15 protein-coding genes are annotated in these 25,233 nt (G+C 65.3%); 6 read left to right on the top strand and 9 right to left on the bottom strand.

All coding sequences use genetic code 11. From position 1 onward, the window contains the following. Positions 1 to 265 precede the first annotated feature (265 nt). Positions 266 to 5,275, top strand: a complete 5,010-nt coding sequence (locus tag GGR62_RS19170; RefSeq protein WP_184409429.1) for an NAD-glutamate dehydrogenase domain-containing protein — start codon at positions 266 to 268, stop codon at positions 5,273 to 5,275. 582 nt (positions 5,276 to 5,857) lie between these two features. Here the strand turns inward: GGR62_RS19170 and GGR62_RS19165 are convergent. The 3 genes from GGR62_RS19165 to GGR62_RS19155 form a co-directional block, all read right to left on the bottom strand. After that, positions 5,858 to 6,997 carry an NADP-dependent oxidoreductase gene (locus GGR62_RS19165; protein ID WP_326520277.1) on the bottom strand — a complete coding sequence of 380 codons (1,140 nt, stop codon included), beginning with the start codon at positions 6,995 to 6,997 and terminating at the stop codon, positions 5,858 to 5,860. A gap of 86 nt (positions 6,998 to 7,083) precedes the next feature. Continuing rightward, the gene (locus tag GGR62_RS19160; RefSeq protein ID WP_104542125.1) at positions 7,084 to 7,872 is read right to left on the bottom strand and encodes an SDR family oxidoreductase; all 789 of its coding nucleotides are present in this window, start codon (positions 7,870 to 7,872) and stop codon (positions 7,084 to 7,086) included. A 48-nt stretch (positions 7,873 to 7,920) separates the two neighbouring features. After that, positions 7,921 to 9,003 carry an alkene reductase gene (locus GGR62_RS19155; protein ID WP_184409428.1) on the bottom strand — a complete coding sequence of 361 codons (1,083 nt, stop codon included), beginning with the start codon at positions 9,001 to 9,003 and terminating at the stop codon, positions 7,921 to 7,923. A gap of 130 nt (positions 9,004 to 9,133) precedes the next feature. Between GGR62_RS19155 and GGR62_RS19150 the strand changes: the two genes are divergently transcribed. The 4 genes from GGR62_RS19150 (at position 9,134) to GGR62_RS19135 (ending at position 11,661) form a co-directional block, all read left to right on the top strand. Continuing rightward, positions 9,134 to 9,709 (top strand): TetR family transcriptional regulator, encoded by a 576-nt coding sequence (locus GGR62_RS19150; protein ID WP_184352417.1) that lies wholly within the window; start codon positions 9,134 to 9,136, stop codon positions 9,707 to 9,709. A gap of 144 nt (positions 9,710 to 9,853) precedes the next feature. Then, positions 9,854 to 10,708, top strand: coding sequence for an oxidoreductase (locus GGR62_RS19145; RefSeq protein WP_184352418.1), 855 nt, complete (start codon positions 9,854 to 9,856; stop codon positions 10,706 to 10,708). Positions 10,709 to 10,891: 183 nt separating this feature from the next. After that, complete coding sequence (locus GGR62_RS19140) at positions 10,892 to 11,242, top strand: hypothetical protein (RefSeq protein ID WP_184409427.1); 351 nt, start codon at positions 10,892 to 10,894, stop codon at positions 11,240 to 11,242. Beyond that, positions 11,239 to 11,661, top strand: coding sequence for a hypothetical protein (locus GGR62_RS19135; protein ID WP_184409426.1), 423 nt, complete (start codon positions 11,239 to 11,241; stop codon positions 11,659 to 11,661). Before GGR62_RS19140 ends, GGR62_RS19135 begins: the two co-directional genes overlap by 4 nt. A gap of 194 nt (positions 11,662 to 11,855) precedes the next feature. On the opposite strand, the gene GGR62_RS19130 is transcribed toward GGR62_RS19135, so the two are convergent. The 6 genes from GGR62_RS19130 to GGR62_RS19105 all read right to left on the bottom strand — a co-directional run bounded on the left by GGR62_RS19130 (position 11,856) and on the right by GGR62_RS19105 (position 23,189). After that, on the bottom strand, positions 11,856 to 13,292 hold the full coding sequence (locus GGR62_RS19130) for a DHA2 family efflux MFS transporter permease subunit (RefSeq protein WP_184409425.1): 1,437 nt from the start codon (positions 13,290 to 13,292) through the stop codon (positions 11,856 to 11,858). Positions 13,293 to 13,683: 391 nt separating this feature from the next. After that, on the bottom strand, positions 13,684 to 14,670 hold the full coding sequence (locus GGR62_RS19125; protein WP_184409424.1) for an HD domain-containing phosphohydrolase: 987 nt from the start codon (positions 14,668 to 14,670) through the stop codon (positions 13,684 to 13,686). A 31-nt stretch (positions 14,671 to 14,701) separates the two neighbouring features. Then, a complete protein-coding gene (locus GGR62_RS19120) occupies positions 14,702 to 18,793 on the bottom strand; it encodes a CHASE domain-containing protein (RefSeq protein ID WP_184409423.1) in 4,092 nt (1,363 codons plus the stop codon). A gap of 146 nt (positions 18,794 to 18,939) precedes the next feature. Further along, the gene (locus tag GGR62_RS19115) at positions 18,940 to 20,244 is read right to left on the bottom strand and encodes a DUF445 family protein (RefSeq protein WP_184409422.1); all 1,305 of its coding nucleotides are present in this window, start codon (positions 20,242 to 20,244) and stop codon (positions 18,940 to 18,942) included. Positions 20,245 to 20,746: 502 nt separating this feature from the next. Beyond that, positions 20,747 to 21,598 (bottom strand): plasmid replication/partition related protein, encoded by an 852-nt coding sequence (locus GGR62_RS19110; RefSeq protein ID WP_184409421.1) that lies wholly within the window; start codon positions 21,596 to 21,598, stop codon positions 20,747 to 20,749. A gap of 238 nt (positions 21,599 to 21,836) precedes the next feature. Further along, positions 21,837 to 23,189 carry an aspartate aminotransferase family protein gene (locus tag GGR62_RS19105; RefSeq protein WP_184409420.1) on the bottom strand — a complete coding sequence of 451 codons (1,353 nt, stop codon included), beginning with the start codon at positions 23,187 to 23,189 and terminating at the stop codon, positions 21,837 to 21,839. 362 nt (positions 23,190 to 23,551) lie between these two features. On the opposite strand from GGR62_RS19105, the gene GGR62_RS19100 reads away from it, so the two are divergent. Then, a complete protein-coding gene (locus tag GGR62_RS19100; protein ID WP_184409419.1) occupies positions 23,552 to 25,231 on the top strand; it encodes an OFA family MFS transporter in 1,680 nt (559 codons plus the stop codon). Positions 25,232 to 25,233 lie beyond the last annotated feature (2 nt).

The following is a 25,233-nucleotide window of genomic DNA, read 5'->3' as shown; positions in this document are numbered from 1 at the left end:
TACCGTCCAGTTTAGTTTTTAAACAGCCTTGACGCACGCCGTGCGCTCTGCACAACACCTGCTGCGGCACGCCTTGGCCCGAGGTTGCCTGTCTTGGCGGTTCCACAGCCCTCGCGGCGTGACGCACATGCCGAAAGTGCGCAGCTGTCGTGCTTTTGCGTCCTGCACAGCCCGCTTGTGCCCAGGGAAATTGCGCTATGCAGCAAGGCGCGGTCATCGGGCACCGGTACAATTCAGTTTTCCACCGAGCAGCCCAGCTCTACTCATGACAGCCAAGAAAGCCGCTTCGAAATCGTCCACGACGTCGGTCAAACCGGTCGCCGAACGTGCCGTCCCCGTGCTCGCCACCGCGCCGCAGGCAGTCACCCTGGAGCCGGTGCTTGCCGCATTGCGCAAGCGTTATCCGGCTGCCAGGCAGTCCGAAGTGCAGCTGTTTGCAGCCGGTTTCTACCGGCGCATGGAGGAGGACGAGTTCCCCAACCACCCGCCAGAGCAGTGGGCAGCGCTGGCGGCCGACATGCTGGAATTTGCGCGTACGCGCAAGGCCGCCACGGTCAATGTGCGGGTGTTCAACCCGACCCTGAAGAGCCACGGCTACGAGTCGCCGCACACGCTGCTGCAGATCGTCAACGACGACATGCCGTTCCTGGTGGACTCGGTGAGCATGACCTTGGCGGACCTGGGTATCGGCGTCCATGTGCTCGGCCACCCGGTGCTGCGTATCGCGCGCGACAAGTCCGGCAAGCTGACCGCAGTGGGCGAGGGCAAGAGCGAATCGCTGATGGTGCTGGAGATCGATCGCCAGCCGCCGGAAGAAATGCCCAAGGTGGAAGCGGCCATTCGCAAGGTGCTGGCCGAAGTGCGCGCGATCGTGCACGACTGGGCGGCGATGCGCGAAAAGATGGTGATGCTGGCCGACGACCTGGCCACCCGCCGGCTGCCGATGGACGACATCAGCCGCCATGAGGCGCAGGAATTCCTGCGCTGGGCGGCGGCCGACCACTTCACCTTCTTCGGTTATCGCGAATACCGCGTGGAGAAGCAGGACGGCCAGGCGGTGCTGGCGCCGGTGGAAGAAACCGGCCTGGGTCTGATGCGCGGCCACGACACCTCGCCGGCGCGCCCGGTGACCACGCTGGCGGCGCACGGCCTGAACACCTCGGACAAGCTCAAGGATGCGCTGATCCTGACCAAGACCAATGCGCGCTCGCGGGTGCACCGGGTCGGCTACATGGATTACATCGGCATCCTGGAATTCGATGCCAAGGGCCGTATCGTCGGCGAGCAGCGCTTCCTGGGCCTGTTCACCTCCAGCGCCTACAACCGCCGTCCGTGGGAAATTCCGCTGGTGCGTCAGCGCCACGAATACGTGATGAGCAAGTCCGGGCTGACCCCGAGCAGCCACAGCGGCAAGGCCCTGCGGCATATCCTCGAGACGCTGCCGCGCGAAGAGCTGTTCCAGTCCAACGAAGAAGAGCTGTATCGCACCGCGATCGGCATCCTCGGGCTGCAGGAACGTGTGCGTAGCCGCATGTTCCTGCGCCGCGACAAGTACAGCCGCTTCATCTCCGCCCTGGTCTATATCCCGCGCGAGCGCTTCAACACCGATGTGCGCCTGCGCATCGAAGGGCTGCTGAAAGACGCGTTGCATGGCGAATACATCGATTCGTCGGTGGTGCTGGGTGAGTCGCCGCTGGCGCAGCTGCATCTGATCGTGCGGCCCAAGAGCGGCGAAGCGCTGGAGTTCAATACCACCGAACTCGAATCGCGGCTGGCGCATCTGCTGCGCAACTGGCGCGATGCCCTGCGCGAAGCGCTGGTGGCGCGTCATGGCGAGGCCAATGGCCTGCGCATGGCGGCCAATTTCGGTCGCGCGTTGCCGGCCGGTTACATCGAAGAGTCGTCGATCGAATCGGCGGTGTCCGATGTCGAACATCTGGCCGCGCTGGATGGCCCGGACGATCTGCATCTGAGCCTGCAGGAGATCCGCCGCGACGACGGTGTGCGGCTCGATGCCGGCGAAGGCCTGCGTTTGAAGCTGTACCGTCAGCTGGACGACATCCCGTTGTCGGATGCGATGCCGATGATGGAAAACATGGGCCTGCGGGTGATCTCCGAGCGGCCGTACCGGCTGCAGGTGGGCGAGACGCCGGTCTATATCCAGGATTTCGAAGTCGAATCGACCGCCGGCAAGATCAACGCCGCCCATGCCGATGCCGGCTTCGGCGAAGCGTTCGAGCGCATCTGGAGCGGCGATGCCGAGAACGACGGCTTCAACCGCCTGATCCTGGCTGCCGGCCTGCATTGGCGCCAGGTCGCGCTGTTGCGCGGCTATTGCAAGTATCTGCTGCAGACCGGTGTGCCGTTCTCGCAGGCGTATGTCGAAACCACGTTCACCCGTTATCCGCTGCTGGCACGTTTGCTGGTGGAGCTGTTCGAAGCGCGCTTCGACCCGGCCACCGGTAGCGAGACCAAGGCGCAGATCTTCGCCGGACAGGAACGCCTGCGCGAAGAGCTGTCGGCACTGGCCGGCGGCGACGAAGCCACGCTCAAGGCGCTGGAGTCGGTGTTGCAGGCGCGTGGCGGCGATCGCGACGCGCAGCAGGAGGCGACCCGCACCGCGCTATTGAAGTTGATGGATCGCGTTTCCAGCCTCGACGAGGATCGCATCCTGCGCAGCTTCATCGGCGTGATCGACGCCACCCTGCGCACCAGCTATTACCAGACCGACAAGAGCGGCAAGTACGGGCATTGCATCAGCTTCAAGCTGGATTCGGCGATCGTGCCGGACCTGCCCAAGCCGCGTCCGTACCGCGAAATCTTCGTCTACAGCCCGCGTGTGGAAGGCGTGCATCTGCGCTTCGGCGCGGTGGCGCGTGGCGGGCTGCGTTGGTCCGATCGCCGCGAAGACTTCCGCACCGAGGTGTTGGGTCTGGTCAAGGCGCAGATGGTCAAGAACACCGTCATCGTGCCGGTTGGCGCCAAGGGCGGTTTCTACGTCAAGCGTTCGCCGGTGGGCGGCGACCGTGACGCGATCCAGGCCGAGGGCATCGCCTGCTACAAGCTGTTCATCCAGGGGCTGCTCGATATCACCGACAACATCGTCGGCGGCAAGATCGTGCCGCCGCCGCAGGTAGTGCGTCACGATCACGACGACCCGTATCTGGTGGTTGCCGCCGACAAGGGCACTGCCACGTTCTCCGACATCGCCAACGGGCTGGCGCTGGACCACGGTTTCTGGCTGGGCGATGCGTTCGCTTCCGGCGGTTCGGTGGGCTACGACCACAAGGGCATGGGCATCACCGCGCGCGGCGCGTGGGAGTCGGTCAAGCGCCACTTCCGCGCGATGGGGCGCGATTGCCAGAGCGAGGATTTCAGCGTGGTCGGCATCGGCGACATGTCTGGCGACGTGTTCGGCAACGGCATGCTGTTGTCGCGGCATATCCGTTTGCTGGCCGCGTTCGACCATCGGCATATCTTTCTCGACCCGAACCCGGATGCGGCGGCCTCGTTCGCCGAGCGCGAGCGCCTGTTCAAGCTGCCGCGTTCCAGCTGGGCCGATTACGACGCCAAGCTGATCAGCGCTGGCGGCGGCATCTATCCGCGCACGCTCAAGTCCATCGACATCAGTGCGCCGGTGCGCGAGGCATTGGGTCTGGAATCCAACGTCAAGCAGCTTTCGCCCAACGAACTGATGAACGCCATCCTCAAGGCGCCGGTGGATCTGTTCTGGAACGGCGGCATCGGGACCTACGTCAAGGCCTCCAGCGAGTCGCACACCGATGTGGGCGATCGCGCCAACAACGGCCTGCGCGTCAATGGCGGCGAACTGCGCTGCAAGGTGGTGGGCGAGGGCGGCAATCTGGGTCTGACCCAGCTCGGTCGTATCGAAGCCGCGCAGACCGGCGTGCTGCTCAACACCGACTTCATCGACAACTCGGCCGGCGTGGACACCTCCGATCACGAGGTGAACATCAAGATCCTGCTCAACGACATGGTGCAGGCCAAGAAGCTCACCTACGACGCGCGCAACAAACTGCTGGCGTCGATGACCGACGAAGTGGCCGACCTGGTGCTGTGGGACAACTACCGCCAGAACCAGGCGATCAGCCTGATGGAGCGGATGAGCGTCAAGCGCCTCGGCTCCAAGCAGCACTTCATCCGCACGCTGGAATTGCAGGGCCTGCTCGATCGCCAGATCGAATACCTGCCGTCCGATGCCGAACTGTCCGCACGCAAGGCACGCGGACAGGGCATGACGCGTCCGGAACTGTCGGTGCTGCTGTCGTATTCCAAGCTGGTGGCGTTCCAGCAGCTGGTGGAATCGGATATCCCGGAAGACCCGTACCTGTCCAAGGAATTGCAACGCTACTTCCCGCAACCGTTGCAGAAGAAGTATGCCGATGCGATGGAGCGTCACCGCCTCAAGCGCGAGATCATCGCCACCGCGGTGACCAACACCACCATCAACCGCATGGGCGCCACCTTCCTGATGCGCATGCAGGAAGACACCGGCCGCAGCATCGCCGAGGTCGCCAAGGCCTACACCATCAGCCGCGAGACGCTGGATGCACGCGCGCTGTGGACGCAGATCGATGCATTGGACGGCAAGGTGCCCGAGTCGGTGCAGATCGACGCGCTGGAAGTGATCTGGCGCCTGCAGCGTTCGTTCGTGCGTTGGCTGCTGCTGCGTCCTGGCCAGATGCCGGGTATCACCGCGGCGGTGGAGCGTTACCACGGCCCGTTCAACGACATCCGTATCGCCTCCGGCGTGCTGTCGGATGCGCAGCGCCCGCAGTACGAAGCCAGCGTGCAGGAATGGCAGGACAAGGGCCTGCCGCCGCAACTGGCGCAGCAGCTGTGCGAGCTGCGTTACCTGGAACCGGCCTTCGACATCATCGAAACCGCGCGCACCCGCAAGCTCAAGCCGGTGGACGTGTCCAAGGTGCATTTCCGCCTGGGCGAAGCGCTGCGCCTGCCATGGTTGTTCGAGCAGATCGACGCGCTGGAGGTCAACGGCCGCTGGCATGCAGTGGCACGCGGCGTGCTGCGCGACGAGCTGGCCGCGCATCAGCGCGCACTGGTGGCGCAGGTGCTGACCCTGCCCGGCAGCAGCGCCGAGGACAAGGTGGCCAACTGGCTGGCACGCGACGATTCCAGCCTGCGCTTCACCCTGGCCATGCTGGCCGATGTGGCCGAGCAGAAGACCTTGGACTACCCGACCGTATCGGTCGCGGTGCAGCGACTTGGGCAGTTGGCTGCGCACGGGATGTAGGCGTGTGCAGCGAGGTGATGGCGGAGCGAGTGCTTCGTCATCATCCTCGCGGCGGTCAAACGGCAACGTCGTTGGCTTGCATCAAAGAGCGGCCTTTGGGCTTGATGCTGTGCGCCTCAAACGACGCTTGCTGGTGAGTCGAGCGTGCGGTGCCCTCACTGCACGTGGGACACGCCGTGAATTCGTCCGTGGACGCTCCGTGGCGGCATCCATGCCGCTAAGGGTCCCGCAATCGGCGATGACACCGCAGCAAAGATTCTGCTGGTTGCTTTATGAAAGGCATGGACACCAACCATCTCGACGGGTCCTTGTCCGCCAACCGTGGCGGGACCTTACGCGACATGGATGCCGCATAAGAGCCTAACGGGAATGTACTTGCGGCGTGTCCCGCGACGGTGGGCGGGCAAGGGCCTCTAGATAAGCCGCAGATTGGGTGCCCTGCAACCGGATTGCACATTTCCAGTTCGCATCTACAACCATGTACATGTGTTGCGCACTATCGTTGAAACAGTACGACGGCATGGTTCGCGCCGTGCGGTCTTCTTGTATCGCAGCCTGGCCTACGGATCTGTATCCGGCTTCTTACTTGATCTTGACGACCACCTTGCCCTTGGCGCGGCCTTGCGCCAGATACTCCAGCGCCTGCTTTGCCTGGTCGAACGCAAACACCTTGTCGATGACCGGGCGGATGCGTTCGGCTTCGAGCAGTTCGCCGATTTTGGCCAGTTGCGTGCCATTGGGGCGTACGAACAGGAACGAGTAGGCGACGTTGTGCTTGTTCGCTAGACGGATGATCTTGCGGCTCATCATGGCGAAGACGAATTGCAGCACGACATTCAACCGGCGTGCGCGGGCAAAGGCTGCATCCAGCGGCCCGACCAGCGACACGATCCTGCCGCCGGGTTTGAGGATGGCGAGCGATTTTTCGATCGTATCGCCCCGCATCGTGCCAAGCGCGATGTCGTAGCCGCGCAGCACGGTCTCGAAGTCCTGTTGCTTGTAGTCGACCACCTCATCTGCGCCAAGGCTGTTCACCAGCGCGACATTGCCGGTGCTGGTGGTGGTGCCGACGGTGGCGCCGAGGTGTTTTGCCAACTGGATCGCGATGGTGCCGATACCGCCGGAACCGGCAGGGATGAACACCTTCTGGCCGGGCTGCAGGTCGGCACGTTCCGTCAGGGCCTGCCAGGACGTGAGCGCGACCATCGGCAGCGATGCCGCCTGCACGAAATCCAGATTGGCCGGCTTCAGCGCTGCGGCGCTTTCCGGTACCGCGACATACTCGGCGATGGTGCCGCGGCCAAGATCGAACACGCTGGCAAAAATCGCATCGCCCCGCTTGAAGCGGGTGACGCGGCTGCCGACGTCGATGACGATCCCCGCCACGTCGCTGCCCAGCGTGGCGGGCAGCTCGAACTTCACCACAGGTTTGAAGATGCCGGTGGGAATCATGTTGTCGATCGGGTTTACGCCAGCGGCATGCACCTCGACCAGGAGTTCGTCGGGCTGCAGCGTCGGGCGGGCGCGCTCGCTGAAGCCGATATCGTGAGATTTGCCATAGCGTTTGAAGGTGAGTGCTTTCATCTGGTTCGGGTCCACTGCTGTCGTTGTCTGGATGCGTGGCCGGGCGCGATGTGGGCCCCGGCCGCCTTCACCTTTGCGCTGGCAACTGCGTGCCTGCCGCCTGATCGCCATGTGGGCGGTTTGAATCGACGCATCCATGCAGCAGCGCGAATGCGCGACGCCTCAGCGCAGGTCCGCAGCGCTCACCGTGGCAAGCGCTGCGGGCGGGTGCGCCGCCGGGCCGGTCAGGCCGCCGGCTGATAGCGCTCGGCTGCGGTGGCCTGGCGGATGTCAGACAGCAGCCCCTGGCGCGCGCCATCCAGTGCGTCCCAACGTTCGGCCACGTGCAGCGGCGGGATGGTGACCAGTTCGCGGCGATCGAAACCAACCAGCGCGGCATCGACCAGTTCGCCCACGTCCATCAGGTCGCTGAGCGTGTTGACGTCGATACCGGCACGCCCCCAGATCTCGGTGCGCGTGCCGGCCGGCAACACGGCCTGTACATACACACCCTTGGCCCCCAGCTCCAGGTGCAGCCCCTGCGACAGGAACAGCACGAAGGCCTTGGTGGCGCCATAGACGCTCATGCCGAATTCGGGAGCGAAGCCCACCACCGAGCCGAGGTTGACGATCGCGCCGCTGCCGGACTGCGCAAAGCGCGGCGCAACCGCGGCAGACAGGCGCGTCAACGCGGTGACATTGAGCGCCAGCAGGCGGTCGATTGCCTCGGCGTTCTGCTGCAGGATGCCGCCAGACTGCGCCATGCCGGCGTTGTTGATCAGGATGCCGATCTGCGCGTCATCGCGCAGGCGGGCTTCCACTGCGGTCAGGTCGGCGGGCTGGGTCAGGTCGGCCTGCAGCACGTCGACGTTGACGCCATGTGCAGCGTGCAGACGCGCCGCCAGCGCATCCAGACGGGCCTTGTCGCGTGCGACCAGCACCAGGTTGTGGCCGCGTTGCGCAAAGCGCTCGGCGTAGACGGCGCCGATACCGGTGGAGGCGCCAGTGATGAGGACAGCGGGAAGTGTGGACATACAGAATTCCTTGATGACAGTGGATGAAAGACGCCAGGCGAGACAGCCTCAGCCGGCGAGGGACGGGTAGTCGATATAACCTTCGGCGCCACCGCCGTAGAGCGTGGCCGGATTCAACGGCGCCAGCGCTGCGCCGGTGTGCAGACGTTCGACAAGATCGGGGTTGCTGATGAACGGGCGGCCGAAGGCCACCAGGTCGACGTTGCCTGCGCGCAACTGGGCGTTGGCCAGTTCCAGGTCGTAGCCGTTGTTGGCCAGATAGGTACGGGTGAACTTGCTGCGCAGCGCGGCATAGTCGAACGGGGCCGCGTCGCGCGGGCCGCCGGTCGCACCTTCGACCACGTGCAGGTAGACGATGCCCAGCGCTTCGAGCTGTTCGGCAATGTAGTCGTATTGCGGCTGCGGATCGCTGCCGGAAATGCCGCTTGCCGGCGACACCGGCGAGATGCGCACGCCGGTGCGATCGGCGCCGATCTGCTTGCTCACTGCAGCGACCACCTCCAGCAACAGGCGCGCGCGGTTTTCGATCGAGCCGCCGTAGGCATCGGTGCGCTGGTTGGCACCGTCCTTGATGAACTGCTCCAGCAGGTAGCCGTTGGCGCCGTGGATTTCGACGCCATCGAAGCCGGCGGCAATCGCATTGGCCGCTGCCTGGCGGAAGTCGTCGACGATGCCCGGCAGTTCGTGCAGCTCGAGGGCGCGTGGTTCGGAGACGTCGGCAAAGCCGTTGTTGACGAACACCTTGGTCGCCGCGCGGATCGCCGACGGCGCAACTGGTGCGGCACCGCCCGGCTGCAGGTCGACATGCGACACCCGGCCCACATGCCACAGCTGCACGAAGATGCGCCCGCCCTTGGCATGCACGGCGTCGGTGACCGCACGCCAGCCGGCGATCTGCTCGGGCGTGTACAGGCCGGGGGTGTCCTGATAGCCCTGGGCCTGCGGCGAGATCTGGGTGGCCTCGGTGATCAGCAGGCCGGCCGAGGCGCGCTGGGCGTAATAGGTGGCCGCCAGTGCGCTCGGCACCAGGCCGGCGCCCGCACGGTTGCGGGTCAGCGGGGCCATCACGATGCGGTTGGCCAGGGTCAGCGCGCCCAGTGCATAGGGTTCGAACAGCGAAGGGTGGGTCATTGGCGGTGCTCGGAATCAGTGGTTGACAAAGATTACGATCAAAATCTAAAGTGTCAACACTTTGATGACGAATGACATCAAAGTAAGCTGCCGCTCTCCCCAGTCCCGCACAAGCACGGAGTGTCCAACGATGAAAGTGACCAAGGCACAGGCGCAGGCAAACCGGGCGCACGTCGTCGAGACCGCCTCGGTGCTGTTTCGCGAGCGTGGTTACGAAGGGATCGGCATCGCCGATCTGATGGCCGCTGCAGGGTTCACCCACGGTGGCTTCTACAAGCAGTTCCGCTCCAAGGCGGATCTGATGGCCGAATCGGCGGCCTGCGGCCTGGCCAACATCGCTGCGCAGACCGAGCACGTGGACAAGGCGGATTTCGTGAACTTCTATCTGTCGCGCGGACATCGCGACAGCCTTGCCACCGGCTGCACGATGGCTGCGCTGGGCGCCGATGCCGCGCGCCAGCCGGAGGAAGTGCGCGAGGCGTTCGCCGCCGGGGTCGAAAACCTGTTGGCCTCGCTCGACCGCAGCAGCGCTGCGCCTGGCACCGCCGAGGCAGCAGCGGAGCGCGCCAGCAACCTGGACATGATGGCGCACGCCATCGGCGCCATCGTGCTGTCGCGGTCGTGCCCGAACGATTCGCCTCTGGCCGACGAAATCATCGCGGTGTGTCGCGACCAGATCCTGTCGTCGTTGCAGGCATCCAACTAACCGACAGGCGTGCATCCGCCACACACGTGGCCGAGGTTTCACCGGTAGAACTGCGTTTTTTTTTAGCCAAGCCATCGCATCCCAGTCGCGGCGTGATCGTCAATCGACTGCCGCCCTGTCACTCACTGCACTCAAGGAATTCCAATGACAAGCAAACCCCCTGTTGCGCTGGTGACCGGCGCCTCCTCCGGCATCGGCGAAGCAACTGCCAACGCGTTGGCTGCCGCCGGTTATACGGTGTACGGCACCAGCCGTCGCGGCGCGCAGTCCGGGCAGCGCGCCTTCACGCTGCTGGCGCTGGATGTGACCAGCGACGAATCGGTCGACGCCGCGATCCAGGAGCTGCTGCAACGGGAAGGGCGCATCGACCTGCTGGTCAATAACGCCGGTTTCGGTGTGTCTCCCGCCGCTGCGGAGGAAAGCTCGATCGAACAGGCCAAGGCCATCCTCGACACCAACTTCCTCGGTGTCGTGCGCATGACGCGTGCAGTGGTGCCGCACATGCGGCGCCAGGGTAGTGGCCGCATCATCAACATCGGCTCGATCATCGGGCTGGTGCCCACGCCGTATGCGGCGCTGTACGCGGCCAGCAAGCACGCGGTGGAGGGTTACTCCGAAGCCGTGGACCACGAGCTGCGCAGCTACGGAATCCGGGTCACGGTGATCGAGCCGGCCTATACCAGGACCCAGTTCGAAGCGAACACTCTCGCCCCGGATGCGCCACTGGAAAACTACCGTCAGATCCGTAACCAGGTCGGCCAGGTGGTGGCGCAGGCAATGGCAAGCGCGGACGAGCCCTCCGTCGTGGCCGACGTGGTGGTGAAGGCGGCGCGCGCCCAGCAGCCCAAGGTGCGCTACACCGCGGGCAAGATCGCCGGACAGCTGCAGTTCTTGCGGCGGTTTGCGCCGGCAGGCGTGTTTCAGGCGCTGATTCGCAAGAACCTGCAGCTCGATGCGAAGACGCCACCCGAGACGACGACGCCATCCCACGCCGGATAAGCCCGGCCGACAAACCACTGCAAGTGCCGGCCCTGGCGGTGAGCGCAACAGGTTTCAGCTGCGCCACGCCGGGTTGCACCGCTGCACAAAAAACGAGCCGCAGCGACTGCAGTGTGCATGCCGTTACCGATGCGTCGGTGGTGACGCGGTAGCGCGCGGCCTTGACCCCAACAGGAGAAGGCAATGACCTTCAATGCAGTGCTTAGCGTTCAGACCCGCGAGCCGGTGGTTACCAGGCTGGCCCAGTTCAACGAAGACGCGTTGATGCCGGGCGAGGTGAGGGTTGCTGTCGAGTATTCGACCGGCAACGACCACCACGCGATGATGGTGGCGATGAGCGGAGGTGGCCCGATCATTCGCCATCTTCCGCTGATTCCTGGCGTCGATCCTGCCGGTGTGGTCCAAGCGTCCCGCGATGCCGGCATTGCAGTTGCAGACCGGGTGCTGACCAGCGGCCGGGGATTGCATCAGCCCCACTCTGACGGCGAGGCGCGGAAGGTGCAGGGGCGCACGGTCGTGGAGGTGAACGCATGAGCGCGCCGAATGCATCGCGCGCATTTCGCTACCTGGCCACGCTGTCGGCGTTGTCGTTCTTCGCGTTGGGCGCGACGTGGCTGCTGGCGCCTGCGGCCATGCTGGCCAATTGGGGCGTGGGCTTCGACAGTGACGCGCTGGGCGTGCTCGGCCGACGCGCCGCACCGCTGTATGCGGCCATCGGCGTCATGCTGCTGCTGGTGCGAACGGCGCCACCGTCGCCAGGGCGCCGTGCCGTGATTGCGGGCTTTGTCACCGCGTGCCTGTTGCTGGCAGTGCTGGGCGTGGCGGAGTGGGTGGCCGGGCATGTCAACGCCGGCATCTTCGCGGCAGTCGCGATCGAGATCGGCTTTCCGCTGGCGTTCCTGCTGGTGACGCGTGCCGAGGCCGCGTCGCGGCAAAACGACAAGGCGCGATGATGGCAGACATGGCGGCACCTATGGGGTGCTGTCATGCGAGTTGGCGGACATGACACGCTGCAAGACTGGTCAACCAAGCGGTGCGGGCAGTTGGCAACTGGATGTGGATGTCGCATGGAAACCGCAGTTGCCGGGGCGGTGCACGCCGATTCCAGTCACGGCTGTGTAGCTGCGCCGGCTACGCAGCCCTGCTGTCAGCCGCTCGAAGCCCGGTGCCCGCTCATTTCCTGCCCGGCATCTTTGTCGAAACGCACATGCCACCAGGTGGCGCTGAGCGAAATCAGGCTGACCACGCAGAACGCCAGCGAAAAATCGCGTTGCGCCGGTTGGGTGTGATCGCCGGCCAGCATCGCCAGCTTGAGGATCATTGCGCCGGCGCATACGCCGACCGAGAGCATCAGTTGCTGCAAGGTGGTGTACAGGCTGCTGGCGCGGCTCATGCGCGATGCGGGCACGTTTTCGTAGGCGATGGTGTTGTAGGCGGCGAACTGGAACGACATGAACGCGCCGCAGCACAGCAGCAGGCCGAACATCAGCGCTGGCGGCCAGTCGGGCCGGAACAACGCACACACCATGTAGCCCAGGCTGGCGAGCACGCCGTTGCCGATCAGGCTGTTGCGATAGCCGAAGCGGCGCAGCAACTGCGGGGTGATGCTGCGCATCAGCAGTGCGCCGAGCGCGGTGGCCAGGATCAGGCGCCCGCTGTGTGCAGCACTCATGCCGAAGCCGATCTGGAACAGCAGCGGCAGCAGGAACGGATGCGCGCCCTGGGTGATGCGCATCAGCGCGCCGCCAATCACCGACAGCCGGAACGAATCGATGCACAGCAAGCTCAGATCCAGCAGCGGCGCAGGGTGGTGGCGCGCATGCCACAGATACCCCAGCGCGGCGCCGCCGCCGATCGCCAGCAACCAGCTCGCCGTGCCGAGACCATCCTGCTGGCTGACCATTTCCAGGCCGAACAACAGGCAGCCCAACGCGGTGCCGCACAGCACGAAGCCGCGCAGATCGAAGCGTGCCGGGGCCGATTCGGTGGGGATATCCGGGATGAATCGGCGCACCAGCAGAAAACCGGCGATGCCGATCGGCACATTGATGTAGAAGATCCAGCGCCAGTCCAGATACGAGACGAAAAATCCGCCCAACGGTGGGCCGAGCATCGGGCCGATGAAGGCCGGTACCAGCGTCCAGGCCATCGCCGACACCAGGTGGCGGCGCTCGACGGTGCGCAGCAGAATCAGCCGGCCGAGCGGTGCCATCATCGCGCCACCGGCGCCTTGCAGCACGCGCGCGGCAACCATGGTGGGCAGGCTGTCGGCCAGCGAGCACAGGATCGAGCCGCCGACGAACACCCAGATCGATGCGCCGAATACGCGGCGCAGGCCGAAGCGGTCGGCGATGGCGCCGCTGGCAGGGATCAACACCGCCAGCGCCAGCAGATAGCTGGTCATGGCGATGCTCATGGCCGGCGCGGCGACGCCGAAATCGCGCGCCAGGGTGGGAAGTGCGGTCGCCAGCACGGTGGCATCCATCTGCTCCATGAAAATGGCGCAGGCCAGGATCAGCGAGATGATGCGGTAATCGGGATAGCGCGGCGGCGTGACGCCGGCCTCGGGCACACTGGAGGACATCGGACTCTCGGTTGCGGGGCCGACGCAGCCATGCCCGCACGGCAACAGCATCGGCCCGCGTCGCACGATGTTGTGCGGCGCAACATGCATATTGTCCGCATGCAGCAAGTGCGGTTCAAGCGCATGGCGGCAACAGTGCGTGTGTCTTGCTGTAGAGCCAATGGTCTGGATGTGGGGGGATCAATCAGCGGCGATCTGCTGCAAGGGCGCCTGAGGATGCGCAGGACGCGGTGACAGTGCACGGACTGGCGGTACCCGCATCCGGCGCTGCGCACTCGCTTCGCTCGGTAAAAGAGCGCAGGCCGTTGCGCCTATTGCGCACCCTTGCATCTGCCCGACAAACCCAGGGTCATTGTTGTGTCCGCTGCCGTTGGTCGCTTTCGGTTCGGCACTACGCGGCAGGGCTATCCCAGGCGTCCTTGATCTGCAGAAGCTGCGGCAAGGCCTGGCGAAAATGCTGCACCAGGCGCGGTTCCAGTTGCTTGCCGGCCATGCTGTCGAGCTTGCGGATGGCATCGTCCACCGTCCATGGCGCCTTGTACGCACGCCGCCCGCACAGGGCGTCGAAGACATCGGCCACGGCCACGATGCGCGCCGATTCCGGTATGGCATCCCCGGCCAGGCCCTGCGGGTAGCCGCTGCCGTCCCAGCATTCGTGGTGATGCAGCGCGATCTCCGCCGCCAGCTGGAAGACTGCGCCGCGCCCGTGCCGCAGCAGATCGTGGCCAACCTGAGGATGCTGTCGCACCACCGAGCGTTCGTGTTCGTCCAGCGAGTCGGGCTTGTGCAGGATGTTGCCGGGCACTGCGATCTTGCCGGCGTCGTGCAGGGGCGCGGCGTCCTGCAGCATCTGCGCGCACTGTGGCGACCACCCCACCGCCTCGGCCAGCACGCGTGCATAGCCGGCCATGCGCCAGATATGCGCAGCGGTGTCGGCGTCCTGGCCCTGGCCGGCGGTGCCGAGCAGATGGATCGCATCGCGGTATTGCTGCGCCAGGCGTGCGTTTTCGGCCAGCTTCAGTTGGGTGGCGATGCGCGCCTTGAGCAGGGCGGGCGAGTAGGGCCTGCTGACGTAATCGGCCGCGCCCGCCTCCAGCCCGGCGCGCTCGTCGTGTTCGCTGTTGCGCGAGGTCACGAACAGGATCGGGATGGCGCTGCTGGACGGCTGCTGCTTCAGCGCACGCGCCACAGCGTAGCCATCCATGTCCGGCAACCCGACATCCAGCAGGATCAGCGCCGGCGCGTGCCGTGCCACCGCATCCAGCGCTTCGCTGCCGGACTTTGCGAAGACCAGCGGGAAATCCTCACGCAGCAGCTGGCGCAGCGTTGCCAGGTTGCTGGATTCGTCGTCGACGCAGAGCAGGGGGCGGGACAGCATGGGGGCATCCTTGCAGACAGACGCGGATCGCTCAGCGCGGGTGAGTGGCTTGCCAGTCGCGCAAGGTGGCTTCGGCACGACGGAAGTCGAAATCTTCGACCGCGCGTTGCAGTTCTTCCTGCAGCGTGTGCGGCAGACGGGGGGCGCAAATCAGCAGCGCGTGGTCGATCTGGTCGGCATCGTCGCTGGCCAGGGCGGCTTCGAGAATCTCCGCGCTGTCTTCGTCCAGCGCGAGGCCTTCGTGTTCCACTGCATCGTCGCCATCGCTGCCTTGCAGGAATGCGTGGATGGCCTCGACGGTCCGTTGCATGGTGTCTTTGAGCGCGATCAGCGAGGCGGTGATGTCTTGACCTTCATCGATACGCATTTCCAGCTCGCCGGCAGCTCCGCCCAACGCCGGCAGCGCCAGCGATCCGGCGGCGCCGCGCAGCTTGTGCGCCATCGCACCGATGGCGGCCAGGTCGTTGTTGCGTAGATGCTCGGCAGCCAGCGCGGCCGGGTCAGGGTTGTCGCGCAGCAACTTGCGCAGGTATCGCGCGTAAGGCTCGCGCTCACGCCACAGGCTGCGAGCACGCGCGGCGTCCAGCACGTCCGGGTCGGCGTGGTCCCATGCCGGGCCGGTCTCGGTTGCGCCCTCGTGCGGCAGCGAGGGGATGCGGCGCACGCCCGGTTGCAGGAAGTGGCGAATCGCAGTGACCAGTTCTTCGACGTTGAACGGCTTGGCAATAAATCCGTTCATGCCGGCTTCCAGCGCTTTTTCCTGTTGCGGGCGGAACGCGCCGGCGGTCAGCGCGATCACCGGCAGATTGGCCAGGGCAGGGTTCTGACGCAGCCGTCGCGTGGCCTCGTAACCGTCCACCACCGGCATCTGCACGTCCATCAGCACCAGATGGAACAGCCCCGGCGCGCGCTTGAGCGTGTCCACTGCCTGCTCGCCGTCATGGGCAACGGTGACCATCGCGCCTTCGCCTTCGAGAATGCGCTGCGCCACCTCGCAATTGATGTCGCTGTCGTCCACCAGCAATAGATGCGCACCTTCCAGCCGGCGCGCGACAAACGAGGGCGTTGCCGGGCGTGCGCCAGGGCGGTCGTCGAACAGCTGCTCCACCAGCCGGTGCAGCGCCGCACTGGTCACCGGCTTGGTCATCACCGCATCCAGATCCTGTTGCTCGGGGTTCTGCTCCAGCAGCCGGCGCTCGTACGCGGTGACCATCACGATCACCGGATGCGGGCCGGGTGCGGCGCGCGCGCGGACATGGCGCGCGATGGCCACGCCATCGATGTCGGGCATGCGCCAGTCGAGAAGAAAAATGTCGTATGGCTCGCTGGCCTGCTCGATCGCTTCCAGGGCGGCCTGGCCGCTGGACACCGCTTCCACGCGCCAGCCGAGCTCGCTGGCGATACGCGCCAGATTGTTCAACGCCGCGTCGTGATCGTCGGCGATCAACACGCGCGGCATCGCTTCGGGCGATAGCACGGGCGGCTCGTGCTGCGTCTGCGGGACGGCGGATTTTTCCAGCGTCACCACGAAATAGAACTCGCTCCCGCGGCCGGGCACGCTTTCCACTTCCAGCTCGCCGCCCATCAATTCGATCAGGCGCCGGCTGATGGTCAGTCCCAGACCGCTGCCGCCATAACGCCGGCTGGTGGAGGTGTCTGCCTGCAGAAACGGCGAAAAGATCAGGCTCTGCTTTTCCTTGGAAATACCGATGCCGGTGTCGCGTACCGAGAACAGCAGCTTGAGCTTGTTCGGGTCGCCGCTGGGGAAGCGCCGTACCGACAGCACCACTTCGCCCTGCTCGGTGAACTTGATGGCATTGCCGACCAGGTTGACCAGCACCTGGTTGATGCGCAATGCATCGCCGAGCAACCAGCGGCAATCGCGCGGCAGCGGCTCGACGATCATTTCCACCGGCTTGGCGCTCAGCGAGGAGCGCATCAGGTCGGCGATGTTGTCGAACAATTGATTGAGGTCGAACGGCGCACATTCCAGATCGATGCGCCCGGCCTCGATCTTGGAGAAGTCCAGGATGTCGTTGATGATCTCCAGCAGCGTGCGCGCCGAGCGATCGATCTTGGTCACCATGTCCTGCGCGGCGGCGGGCAGCTCGCTGCGCTGGAGCAGATACAGCATGCCCAGAATCGCGTTCATCGGCGTGCGGATCTCGTGGCTCATGTTGGCCAGGAAATCGGACTTGGACTGGTTGGCGCTCTTGGCCGCATCCATCGCCAGGCGCAGCTGTTTTTCGTGCAGCTTCTGTTCGGTCAGATCCACCGCGACGCCCAGGTAGCCGATCACCTGGTCGTTGTCGTCGCGCAAGGTGCTCAGCGTCAGTAGCACCGGCAGGCGACGACCATCGTGGCTGACATAGGTCCACTCGTTGGTGTCGCTGCGGCCGAGGCTGGTCAGCGCGGCAACCGCCTCGAGCGTGGGTGCCACCGGTGTACCGGTCTGCTCGGAGAGCATGTGCGCGCGCTCCTGCAATTCCTCCGGTTCGACGAACTGGCTGGCCTTGCGGCGGCCGATGACGTCCTCGGTGCTGTAACCCAACAGCTTTTCTGCAGCAGGATTGAACAGGGTGACAAAGCCGCTGGAGTCGGTGGCGATGATGGCGTAGCCGGCATGCGCCAGGATCGCGCGTTGCAGCGCCGAGAACTTCACCAGTTCGCTGGTGCGCTCGGCCACCTGGTGTTCGAGCGAAGCGTTGAGATCGACGATGCGCTGATGCGAGCGCACGCGCTCGGAGATGTCGCGGAAGAAGTGCGAGTGGCCGCCGAGCGTGCCTTCGCTTTCGATGATCGGCGCCTTGCTGGCCAGCACATGGACGTGATGCCCATCGCGATGACGCATGCTGTGCGCGACCGAGGCGTTGGCCGGCTGTGCATCGGTGGGGTCGATCTCCGGCATCGCATACGGTTGCGGCGACAGCAGTCGCGTCAGGTTCTGTCCGATGGCTTCCTTGGCGGTGAAGCCGAACATCGCCTCGGCGGCGGGATTCCAGTGGGTGATCCGCCCATCCGGGGTTTCGGCGACGATCGCCTCGCTCGAGTTGCCGACCAGGGCGGCCAGCTCCATCTGCTTGCGCAGCACTTCCTCGCGCCGCAATCCGTTGCTGAAATACAGCACCAGCAAGGTCGCCAGCAACACCGATACCGCCATTACCAGACCGCCCATCAGCCATGGTGAGGTCTGGTTGAGCGAGCCAAGGAAACTGGCGGTGGGCTGCGCGGTGATGATCCAGGTGCGGCCGTAGATCGATAGCAGGCGCACGACCGGAAGATGCCGCGCACTTTCGCTGGCCGGCGTGCCGCTGCGATAGAAATTGTGGGTGGGCTCGTTCCGGTCGGACAGATCCAGTGCCACGTCATCGCGCTCGCCCAGCGCGCTCTGCACCATCTGTTCGACGCTGAAAGGCGCGTACACCCAGCCATTGGTCGCTTCCATGCGCTGCTGCGGCGTCTGCAGCGGCATGCCTTCGCGATAGACCGGCAGCAACACCAGAAAGCCGCTTTCGGAAGGAATCCGGTAGCCGGAAAGCGAGACCGGCGAGGTCATCACCGGCTCGCCGCTGCGCGAGGCCTGCAAGGCGGCGGCGCGGCGACGGGGTTCGGATGCGATATCGATTCCGAGTGGACGGTTTCCGGATGACTCCGGTTCGAAATACAGCACCATGTAGCGCTCGCCATCCCATGGCGCCAGCGGACGCCGGTGAATGTCTGGCGCGCCATCGGCACGGGCGGCCTGCAGAAAGGCGGCTTCTTCGGCGGGCCGAACACGATGGATATAGCCATACCCCAACACGCCGGGAAATTCGCGCGAATAATCCCGCGAGCGGCTGTACAAGGTGAAGCGATCTCGACTGATGATCCCGCTACCTGCGCCGATCACAGCGCCGCGCGCACCGCGCAGGCCGTGCTCGAAGGTATACATGCGCTCGCTGATATTGCGCGTCAGCGCACGCACGACATAATCGAAACGTTGCGTACGCTCCAGGTCGTTATGCCGTTGCAGCGACACTGCGGTGACGATGGAAGCGATCAGGCCTGCAGCGAGAATCAGCAGTGCGCTGATAAACGCGCGGCGCCCGTATTTCCTGCGCAGATCCCAGCGGCCATGCGGCATTTCGTTTCCTTTGCCTTGCCTGTTGCGTGCTCAAGATGCTGGTCGACGGTAACGCCTACCTCGTGGTGCCGCGTGACGATCATCTGGTTGCGTGCGGTATTCCCCATACCATTAACCATCCAGACGGGTGATCGATGTCAATGCAATCAGAGCGATAGCCAGATCGACAATGCGTGAAGAGCAAGGCCGATCAATCCACCAACCAAGGTTCCATTGAACCGAATGTATTGCAGATCGCGTCCAACTCCCAATTCCAATTGCTCGACGAGGTGACGTTCGTCCCAACTTTTCATCGTCGAGGCAATATGTTCGGTCACCGATGCACGCAAGCGCGTGGTGAGTTTGTCGGCGGCCTGCAGCATGTGCTGGTTGAGCGCTTCGCGCAGCGAGGGGTCTTGCGACAAGGCCTGGCCCAGCGACTGCATCGAGCGCTCCATGTGCGCGGCCATCGAGGATTCCTCGCGCGCCAGGTCGTGACGCAGGGCATCGCGAATCTCGCCCCACAGCCCTTGTACGTAATCCTGCAGCGCCGGGTGTTCGATCGCGCGTTGCTTGAGCTCTTCGACCCGTGCGGTCATGTCCGGTTCGTCGCGCAGGCGCACGATGTAGCGCTGCAACCATGCTTCATAGTCGAGCCTGATTGGATGCTCGGGCGTCTTGAGGATGTCCTGCAATTCTTCGATCGCCGCCCGCGCCATGCGGTCGGCCAGGCTGTCGCCGATCTCTTCGATCGGCTTGACCCAGTTCACCGTGCCGACCAGCTTGGGCCACTCGCGCCGCGCATAGCGCACGATCAGCGCCGACGCACGCGTCTTGACCTGTTCCTGGTCCAGCCATTCGCCCAGCCGCAGCAACACCTCGTCCAGCAATTTCTGATGGCGCCCGTCGGTGGTGAGCAGGGCCAACACATCGCCGACCGTGGCGGCGGCATTCCATTTGCGCAGGCGATCCACCACGAAGCGCTGGATCGCGCGCCGCACCGCGGCTTCGTCCAGTAGCTCCAGCGCCTGCAGCATCCAGCTGCGCGCCATCTGCGCGAGCATGCGCGCCTGCTCGGGTTTGGCCAGCCATTCGCCGAGACGGCTGGCCGGGTCGAACACCCGTAGCTTTTCCATCAGCGCATCGGGGGCGAGGAACTGGTCGCGCACGAACACCGCCAGGCCATCGGCCAGACGGTCCTTGCCGCGCGGCAGGATCGCGGTATGCGGAATCGGCAGGCCCATCGGGCGGCGGAACAAGGCCACCACCGCAAACCAGTCGGCCAGCGCACCGACCGTGGCGGCCTCGCAGAAGGCAGACACCCAGGCCCACACGCCTTGTTCGCCCATCAGGTGACTGACGACGAAGCCGGCAAACATGGCCAGCAGCAGGGCCACCGCCAACAGCTTCATGCGTTGCAGCTGGGCGCGACGGGGATCGATGGGACGGGGAGTGCTGACGCTGGGTTCCATGATGGAAGTGTACCCAAGCGTGTGCGGATGGCATGTGCGGATGGCATGTCCACGGCGATTGCCGCTGTGCCTGCTGGCGGGACGCTGCCGGGCAATCGTCAGGACGGGTGAAATGCCGTCGGGTCCTGGCAAGCGCGCATGCCTTGGTACTGCACGGTTGTTGCCGATCGCCACGACTGACGGGCGCGGACGCCGGGCGTGGCGTCAGGGCCGTGTGGCCATGCAGGTGGCGGCCGGTCGGCGCGGCACGCGTGTTGACGCCGACCGGTCGCATTGCAGAAGCGTCGTATTGCCAAAGGCCTCGTGTGTCGTGCCGCAATGTCGGTCAGGGCGCCTGCGCAGCGACACCGGCCTCTGCGCGCGATGCGAGGCGGCGGCTCGACGGATGCGCGATGCAGGGCCAGCGCCGGCCCCATTGCGGTGCGGATCGCTGTGCTTCCGCCACCGCACGCCGTTGCGGCGCGACGGCAACGGCGCCTGGCCGCATACCGCCGACACCGGCTTAACCGCGCAGACGTTCCAGCTGCGACTGCAGCGCGGCCACCTTGGCCTGCAGCGCGGCGTTTTCGGTTTCCAGTTCGGTGACGCGGCGTTGCAGCGCTTTCACATCGCGGCGTTCGGCTTCGCCGCCTTCGGCCTCGTCGGATTTGGGTTTGCGCTTGGCGTCGCGCACCCGCTTGGCGGCCTGCTTGAGCTCGGCCTTGCCGGCCTGCGCGGCGGTGCGTTGCTCGTCCTCGGACAAGGTGGCCACGGCAGCTGCAGCACTGATCGAAATCTCGCCGGCCTTGACTGCCTGCACCACTTCCGGGGCGGCCTGTTTGTGGATGCGCTCGATCATCACCACCTGGTTGCTGCTCAGGCGGGCTTCGCGTGCCAGCTCGGCGCGGCTGACCGGGGTGGAGGTTTCTTCCCACGGCGGGCTGTCGTTGTCGGCGGCAGCCTGCGCGGTGCCGTGATCGATGCCGTTCGCGGGCGGGGCGTCGCCGAGCACCGGCGCTTCGGCGGCGTCGGCATCGCGTTGGCTGCGCTGGCGCGCGGCCAGGATCGCGCGCTTGCGCAGCGCCAGCACGCCGCGCTGGAAGTCCGATACGCTGCGCCGGCCCAGGTGCTGCTCGATCATCCACAGATGCACGTCCTGCATCGACTGGAAGCGCGGGTTCTGCACGGTCTGGAACGGCAAGCCGTGCTTCTGGCAGATGCCGTAGCGGTTGTGGCCGTCCACCAGTACATCGCCCCACAGCACCAGCGCGTCGCGGCAACCTTCGGCCAGCAGGCTGCGTTCCAGCGCTTCGTGCTCGTCGGGCGTCAGCGGGTCGATGTAGGCCTTGAGTTCTTCTTTGACAACGATGTTCATGCGGCAACTGCGGGGGAGTGCGGGGGCGGGCATTGTAGTGAGCCTGCTCCGGCTTTGCGCGCTTGACGTGGTGCCTGCGCCCGTGACACGCGAGCAACGTCGGGTAAGCGGTACGCGCGCCGTCGTGGGCTGGATCAGCCGATTGGCGCGTGCGCTGGCGCCAACGCGACGCTTCCCGTACAAGCGCCAGTCACTGCCCCTTGCAACCACCTGCCGCGCAATCAATCCGGGCGCCGCGCTAGTCGAGCTGGCGCAGGATGCCGGCCAGGGTCTCGACCATCTGCCCAATCTGCTCGGCAGTGACGATCAGCGGCGGCGACAACGCGATGACATCGCCGGTGACGCGTACCAGCAGACCGCCGTCGTGGAAGCAGCGCTCGAACACCTCGTAGCCGCGCGCGCCCGGTGCGCCGTCGCGCGGTGCCAGCTCGATCGCGCCGATCAGGCCGATGTTGCGGATGTCGATGACGTGCGGCAGTCCGCGCAGGCTGTGCAGCGCGTCTTCCCATTGCGGGCCCAGCGTGATCGCGCGCGAAAACAGATCCTCTTCGGCGTAGACGTCCAGCGTGGCGATCGCCGCGGCGCAGGCCAGCGGGTGGCCGGAATAGGTATAGCCGTGGAAGAGCTCGATCGCGTTCTGCGGCCCGTGCATGAAGGCATCAAAGATCGTATCGGCCACCAGCACCGCGCCCATCGGCACGCTGCCGCTGGTCAGCCCCTTGGCGGCGGTGATGAGATCGGGCGTGACGCCGAAGCGCTGCGCGGCAAACGCCTCGCCGACCCGGCCGAAGCCGGTGATGACCTCGTCGAACACCAGCACGATGCCGTGGCGGTCGCAGATGGCGCGCAGCCGTTGCAGGTAGCCTTCCGGCGGCAGGATCACCCCGGCCGAGCCGGACACCGGTTCGACAAACACCGCTGCTATCGTGGAGGCGTCGTGCAAGCTGATCAGCCGCTCCAGATCGTCGGCCAGTTCCACTCCGTGCGTAGGCAGGCCGCGCGAATAGGCATTGCGTTCGAGATCCAGCGTGTGGCGCAGATGATCGGTGCCGGCCAGCAGCGGGCCGAACCACTTGCGGTTGTTGGGCAGCCCGCCGATCGACATGCCGCCGAAGCCGACCCCGTGGTACGCCTTCTCGCGGCCGATGAAGCGGGTGCGCTGGCCCTCGCCGCGCAGGCGGTGATAGGCCAGCACGATCTTCATTGCGCTATCCACCGCCTCCGAGCCGGAATTAGTGAAGAACACATGGCCCAGGCCGGGCGGTGCGATCGCGGCCAGCCGCTGCGCCAGCACGAACGGCAGCGGTGAGCCCATCTGGAAGGTCGGGGCGAAATCCAGCGTGCCGGCCTGTTCGCGGATCGCCGCCACGATGCGCTCGCGGCTATGTCCGGCGTTGCAGCACCAGAGCCCGGCGGTGCCATCCAGGATCTGGCGGCCGTCCACATCGCGGTAGTACATGCCGGCGGCCGAGGCCAGCAGGCGCGGGCGTGCCTTGAACTGCCGGTTGGCGGTGAACGGCATCCAGAACGCGTCCATCTGTGCAGGGGCCTGCAGCGCCTGAGTGTCGTCTGGCAGAAGGTGGTCGTGCATTGCGGACTCCGTCACCAAGGATTGGGTGACTGTACGGCAGCCATTGCCGCGGACGTCACCCTGGCGACCGCCGATTGCATAGCGGTTTGGAGACATGCGTGGCGGGGCACGCAACGCGCTAGTCAATTAGTCGATGACTCGGCCGCTAACCTCTGGAACGCCTTGCGGTACGGGCGGTGGGCGAGCCTGGCGCGTTGCGGGGTCGCACTGGAGCATTGCAAAGATGCAGGGATCGCCGATGATGCGCCAGACAACCGCCTGACGGACCCGGCAGTTGCTGCTGCTTATATCGCAACGCATCAATCGATCGCAGCTGTCAATCGTTATTTAACACGTTAATCGTACTTTTTAGGGGAATGGGAATGACACTAGGGTCCACCGTGGCGACAGCCAACGGCGCAGACGCCGGCTTGCTGTCCAAGGAGCGCATCGTGGCGCGTCCGGGGTTCAATCGTTGGTTGGTGCCGCCGGCTGCATTGGCGATCCATCTGTGTATCGGCATGGCCTATGGCTTCAGCGTGTTCTGGTTGCCGCTGTCCAAGGCGCTGGGCATCACCGAGGCCATCGCGTGCCCGGCCGACATGGGCCTGTTCGCGCGCATGGTCGCCACCACCTGCGATTGGAAGATCAGCGAGCTGCAGTGGATGTACACGCTGTTCTTCGTGCTGCTGGGCTGTTCGGCGGCGATCTGGGGCGGTTGGCTGGAACGTGCCGGTCCGCGCAAGGCCGGTGTGGTCTCGGCGCTGTGCTGGTGCGGTGGCCTGGTGATTTCGGCGGTGGGCATCCACTTCCATCAGATCTGGATGTTGTGGCTGGGCTCGGGCGTGATCGGCGGTATCGGTCTGGGCCTGGGCTATATCTCGCCGGTGTCGACCCTGATCAAGTGGTTCCCGGACCGTCGCGGCATGGCAACCGGCATGGCGATCATGGGCTTCGGCGGCGGCGCGATGATCGGCAGCCCGCTGGCCGATGCGCTGATGCGCCACTTCGCCACGCCGACCTCGGTGGGCGTGATGGAAACCTTCCTGGTGATGGCGGCGCTGTATTTCGTCTTCATGATGGCCGGCGCCTTCGGTTACCGCGTCCCGCCGAGCGGCTGGACGCCGGCTGGCTGGACCGCCCCGGTGGCCAGCAGCAACGCCATGATCACCGCCAACCACGTGCACGTGAAAAAGATTTGGGGCATCCCGCAGTTCTGGTTGCTGTGGGGTGTGCTGTGCCTGAACGTGTCGGCCGGTATCGGCGTGATCGGCATGTCCTCGCCGATGTTGCAGGAAGTGTTCGGCGGCCGGTTGATCGGGGTGGATGTCGGCTTCGGTAGCCTGGATCCGACGCAATTGGCCAGCATCGCGGCGATCGCGGCCGGTTTCACTGGTCTGTTGAGCCTGTTCAACATCGGCGGCCGTTTCTTCTGGGCCAGCATGTCCGACAAGCTCGGCCGCAAGAACACCTACACGCTGTTCTTCGTGTTGGGGATCTGCCTGTACGCGGCTGCGCCATCGGCCGGTGGCGTGGGCGGCATCGCGCTGTTCGCTGGCATCTTCTGCATCATCCTGTCGATGTACGGCGGCGGGTTTGCCACCATTCCCGCGTATCTGGCCGACCTGTTCGGCACCCAGATGGTCGGCGCCATCCACGGCCGTCTGCTGACCGCCTGGGCCACCGCCGGCATTCTCGGTCCGGTGGTCGTGGGCTATATGCGCGAGTACCAGCTGGCGCACGGAAGCCCGCCGTCACAGGTCTACAACACCACCATGTACATCCTCGCCGGCATGTTGGTGCTTGGTCTGATCTGCAATCTGTTGGTGCGTCCGGTGGCTGCGCGTCACTTCATGACGCCGGACGAATTGGCGCGCGAGAAGCAGCTGGCACACGAGAAGGTAGACCGCAGTGGCAAGGCGGTCCTGCCGCCGGAACAACTGGCGCGCATCGGCCACGGTGGTAATCCGGCATTGGTCGCACTGGCCTGGTTGGCGGTGGGTGTGCCGATGTGCTGGGGCATCTGGGTCACGCTGCAAAAAGCCTTCGTGTTGTTCCACTAAGG

Origin of the sequence: Xanthomonas sp. 3075, assembly GCF_014197275.1 — a bacterium.
GTDB lineage: Bacteria > Pseudomonadota > Gammaproteobacteria > Xanthomonadales > Xanthomonadaceae > Xanthomonas > Xanthomonas campestris_B.
The sequence above is the reverse complement of the archived record's forward strand: the minus strand, read 5'-3'. Positions and strand labels throughout refer to the sequence as shown.

What these genes read in the sequence shown, in the direction of transcription:
- GGR62_RS19170 (WP_184409429.1), top strand. Translation starts at nt 266, where the DNA reads ATGACAGCCAAGAAAGCCGCTTCGAAATCGTCCACGACGTCGGTCAAA.
- GGR62_RS19165 (WP_326520277.1), bottom strand. Translation starts at nt 6,997, where the DNA reads ATGGATGCGTCGATTCAAACCGCCCACATGGCGATCAGGCGGCAGGCA.
- GGR62_RS19160 (WP_104542125.1), bottom strand. Translation starts at nt 7,872, where the DNA reads ATGTCCACACTTCCCGCTGTCCTCATCACTGGCGCCTCCACCGGTATC.
- GGR62_RS19155 (WP_184409428.1), bottom strand. Translation starts at nt 9,003, where the DNA reads ATGACCCACCCTTCGCTGTTCGAACCCTATGCACTGGGCGCGCTGACC.
- GGR62_RS19150 (WP_184352417.1), top strand. Translation starts at nt 9,134, where the DNA reads ATGAAAGTGACCAAGGCACAGGCGCAGGCAAACCGGGCGCACGTCGTC.
- GGR62_RS19145 (WP_184352418.1), top strand. Translation starts at nt 9,854, where the DNA reads ATGACAAGCAAACCCCCTGTTGCGCTGGTGACCGGCGCCTCCTCCGGC.
- GGR62_RS19140 (WP_184409427.1), top strand. Translation starts at nt 10,892, where the DNA reads ATGACCTTCAATGCAGTGCTTAGCGTTCAGACCCGCGAGCCGGTGGTT.
- GGR62_RS19135 (WP_184409426.1), top strand. Translation starts at nt 11,239, where the DNA reads ATGAGCGCGCCGAATGCATCGCGCGCATTTCGCTACCTGGCCACGCTG.
- GGR62_RS19130 (WP_184409425.1), bottom strand. Translation starts at nt 13,292, where the DNA reads ATGTCCTCCAGTGTGCCCGAGGCCGGCGTCACGCCGCCGCGCTATCCC.
- GGR62_RS19125 (WP_184409424.1), bottom strand. Translation starts at nt 14,670, where the DNA reads ATGCTGTCCCGCCCCCTGCTCTGCGTCGACGACGAATCCAGCAACCTG.
- GGR62_RS19120 (WP_184409423.1), bottom strand. Translation starts at nt 18,793, where the DNA reads ATGCCGCATGGCCGCTGGGATCTGCGCAGGAAATACGGGCGCCGCGCG.
- GGR62_RS19115 (WP_184409422.1), bottom strand. Translation starts at nt 20,244, where the DNA reads ATGGAACCCAGCGTCAGCACTCCCCGTCCCATCGATCCCCGTCGCGCC.
- GGR62_RS19110 (WP_184409421.1), bottom strand. Translation starts at nt 21,598, where the DNA reads ATGAACATCGTTGTCAAAGAAGAACTCAAGGCCTACATCGACCCGCTG.
- GGR62_RS19105 (WP_184409420.1), bottom strand. Translation starts at nt 23,189, where the DNA reads ATGCACGACCACCTTCTGCCAGACGACACTCAGGCGCTGCAGGCCCCT.
- GGR62_RS19100 (WP_184409419.1), top strand. Translation starts at nt 23,552, where the DNA reads ATGACACTAGGGTCCACCGTGGCGACAGCCAACGGCGCAGACGCCGGC.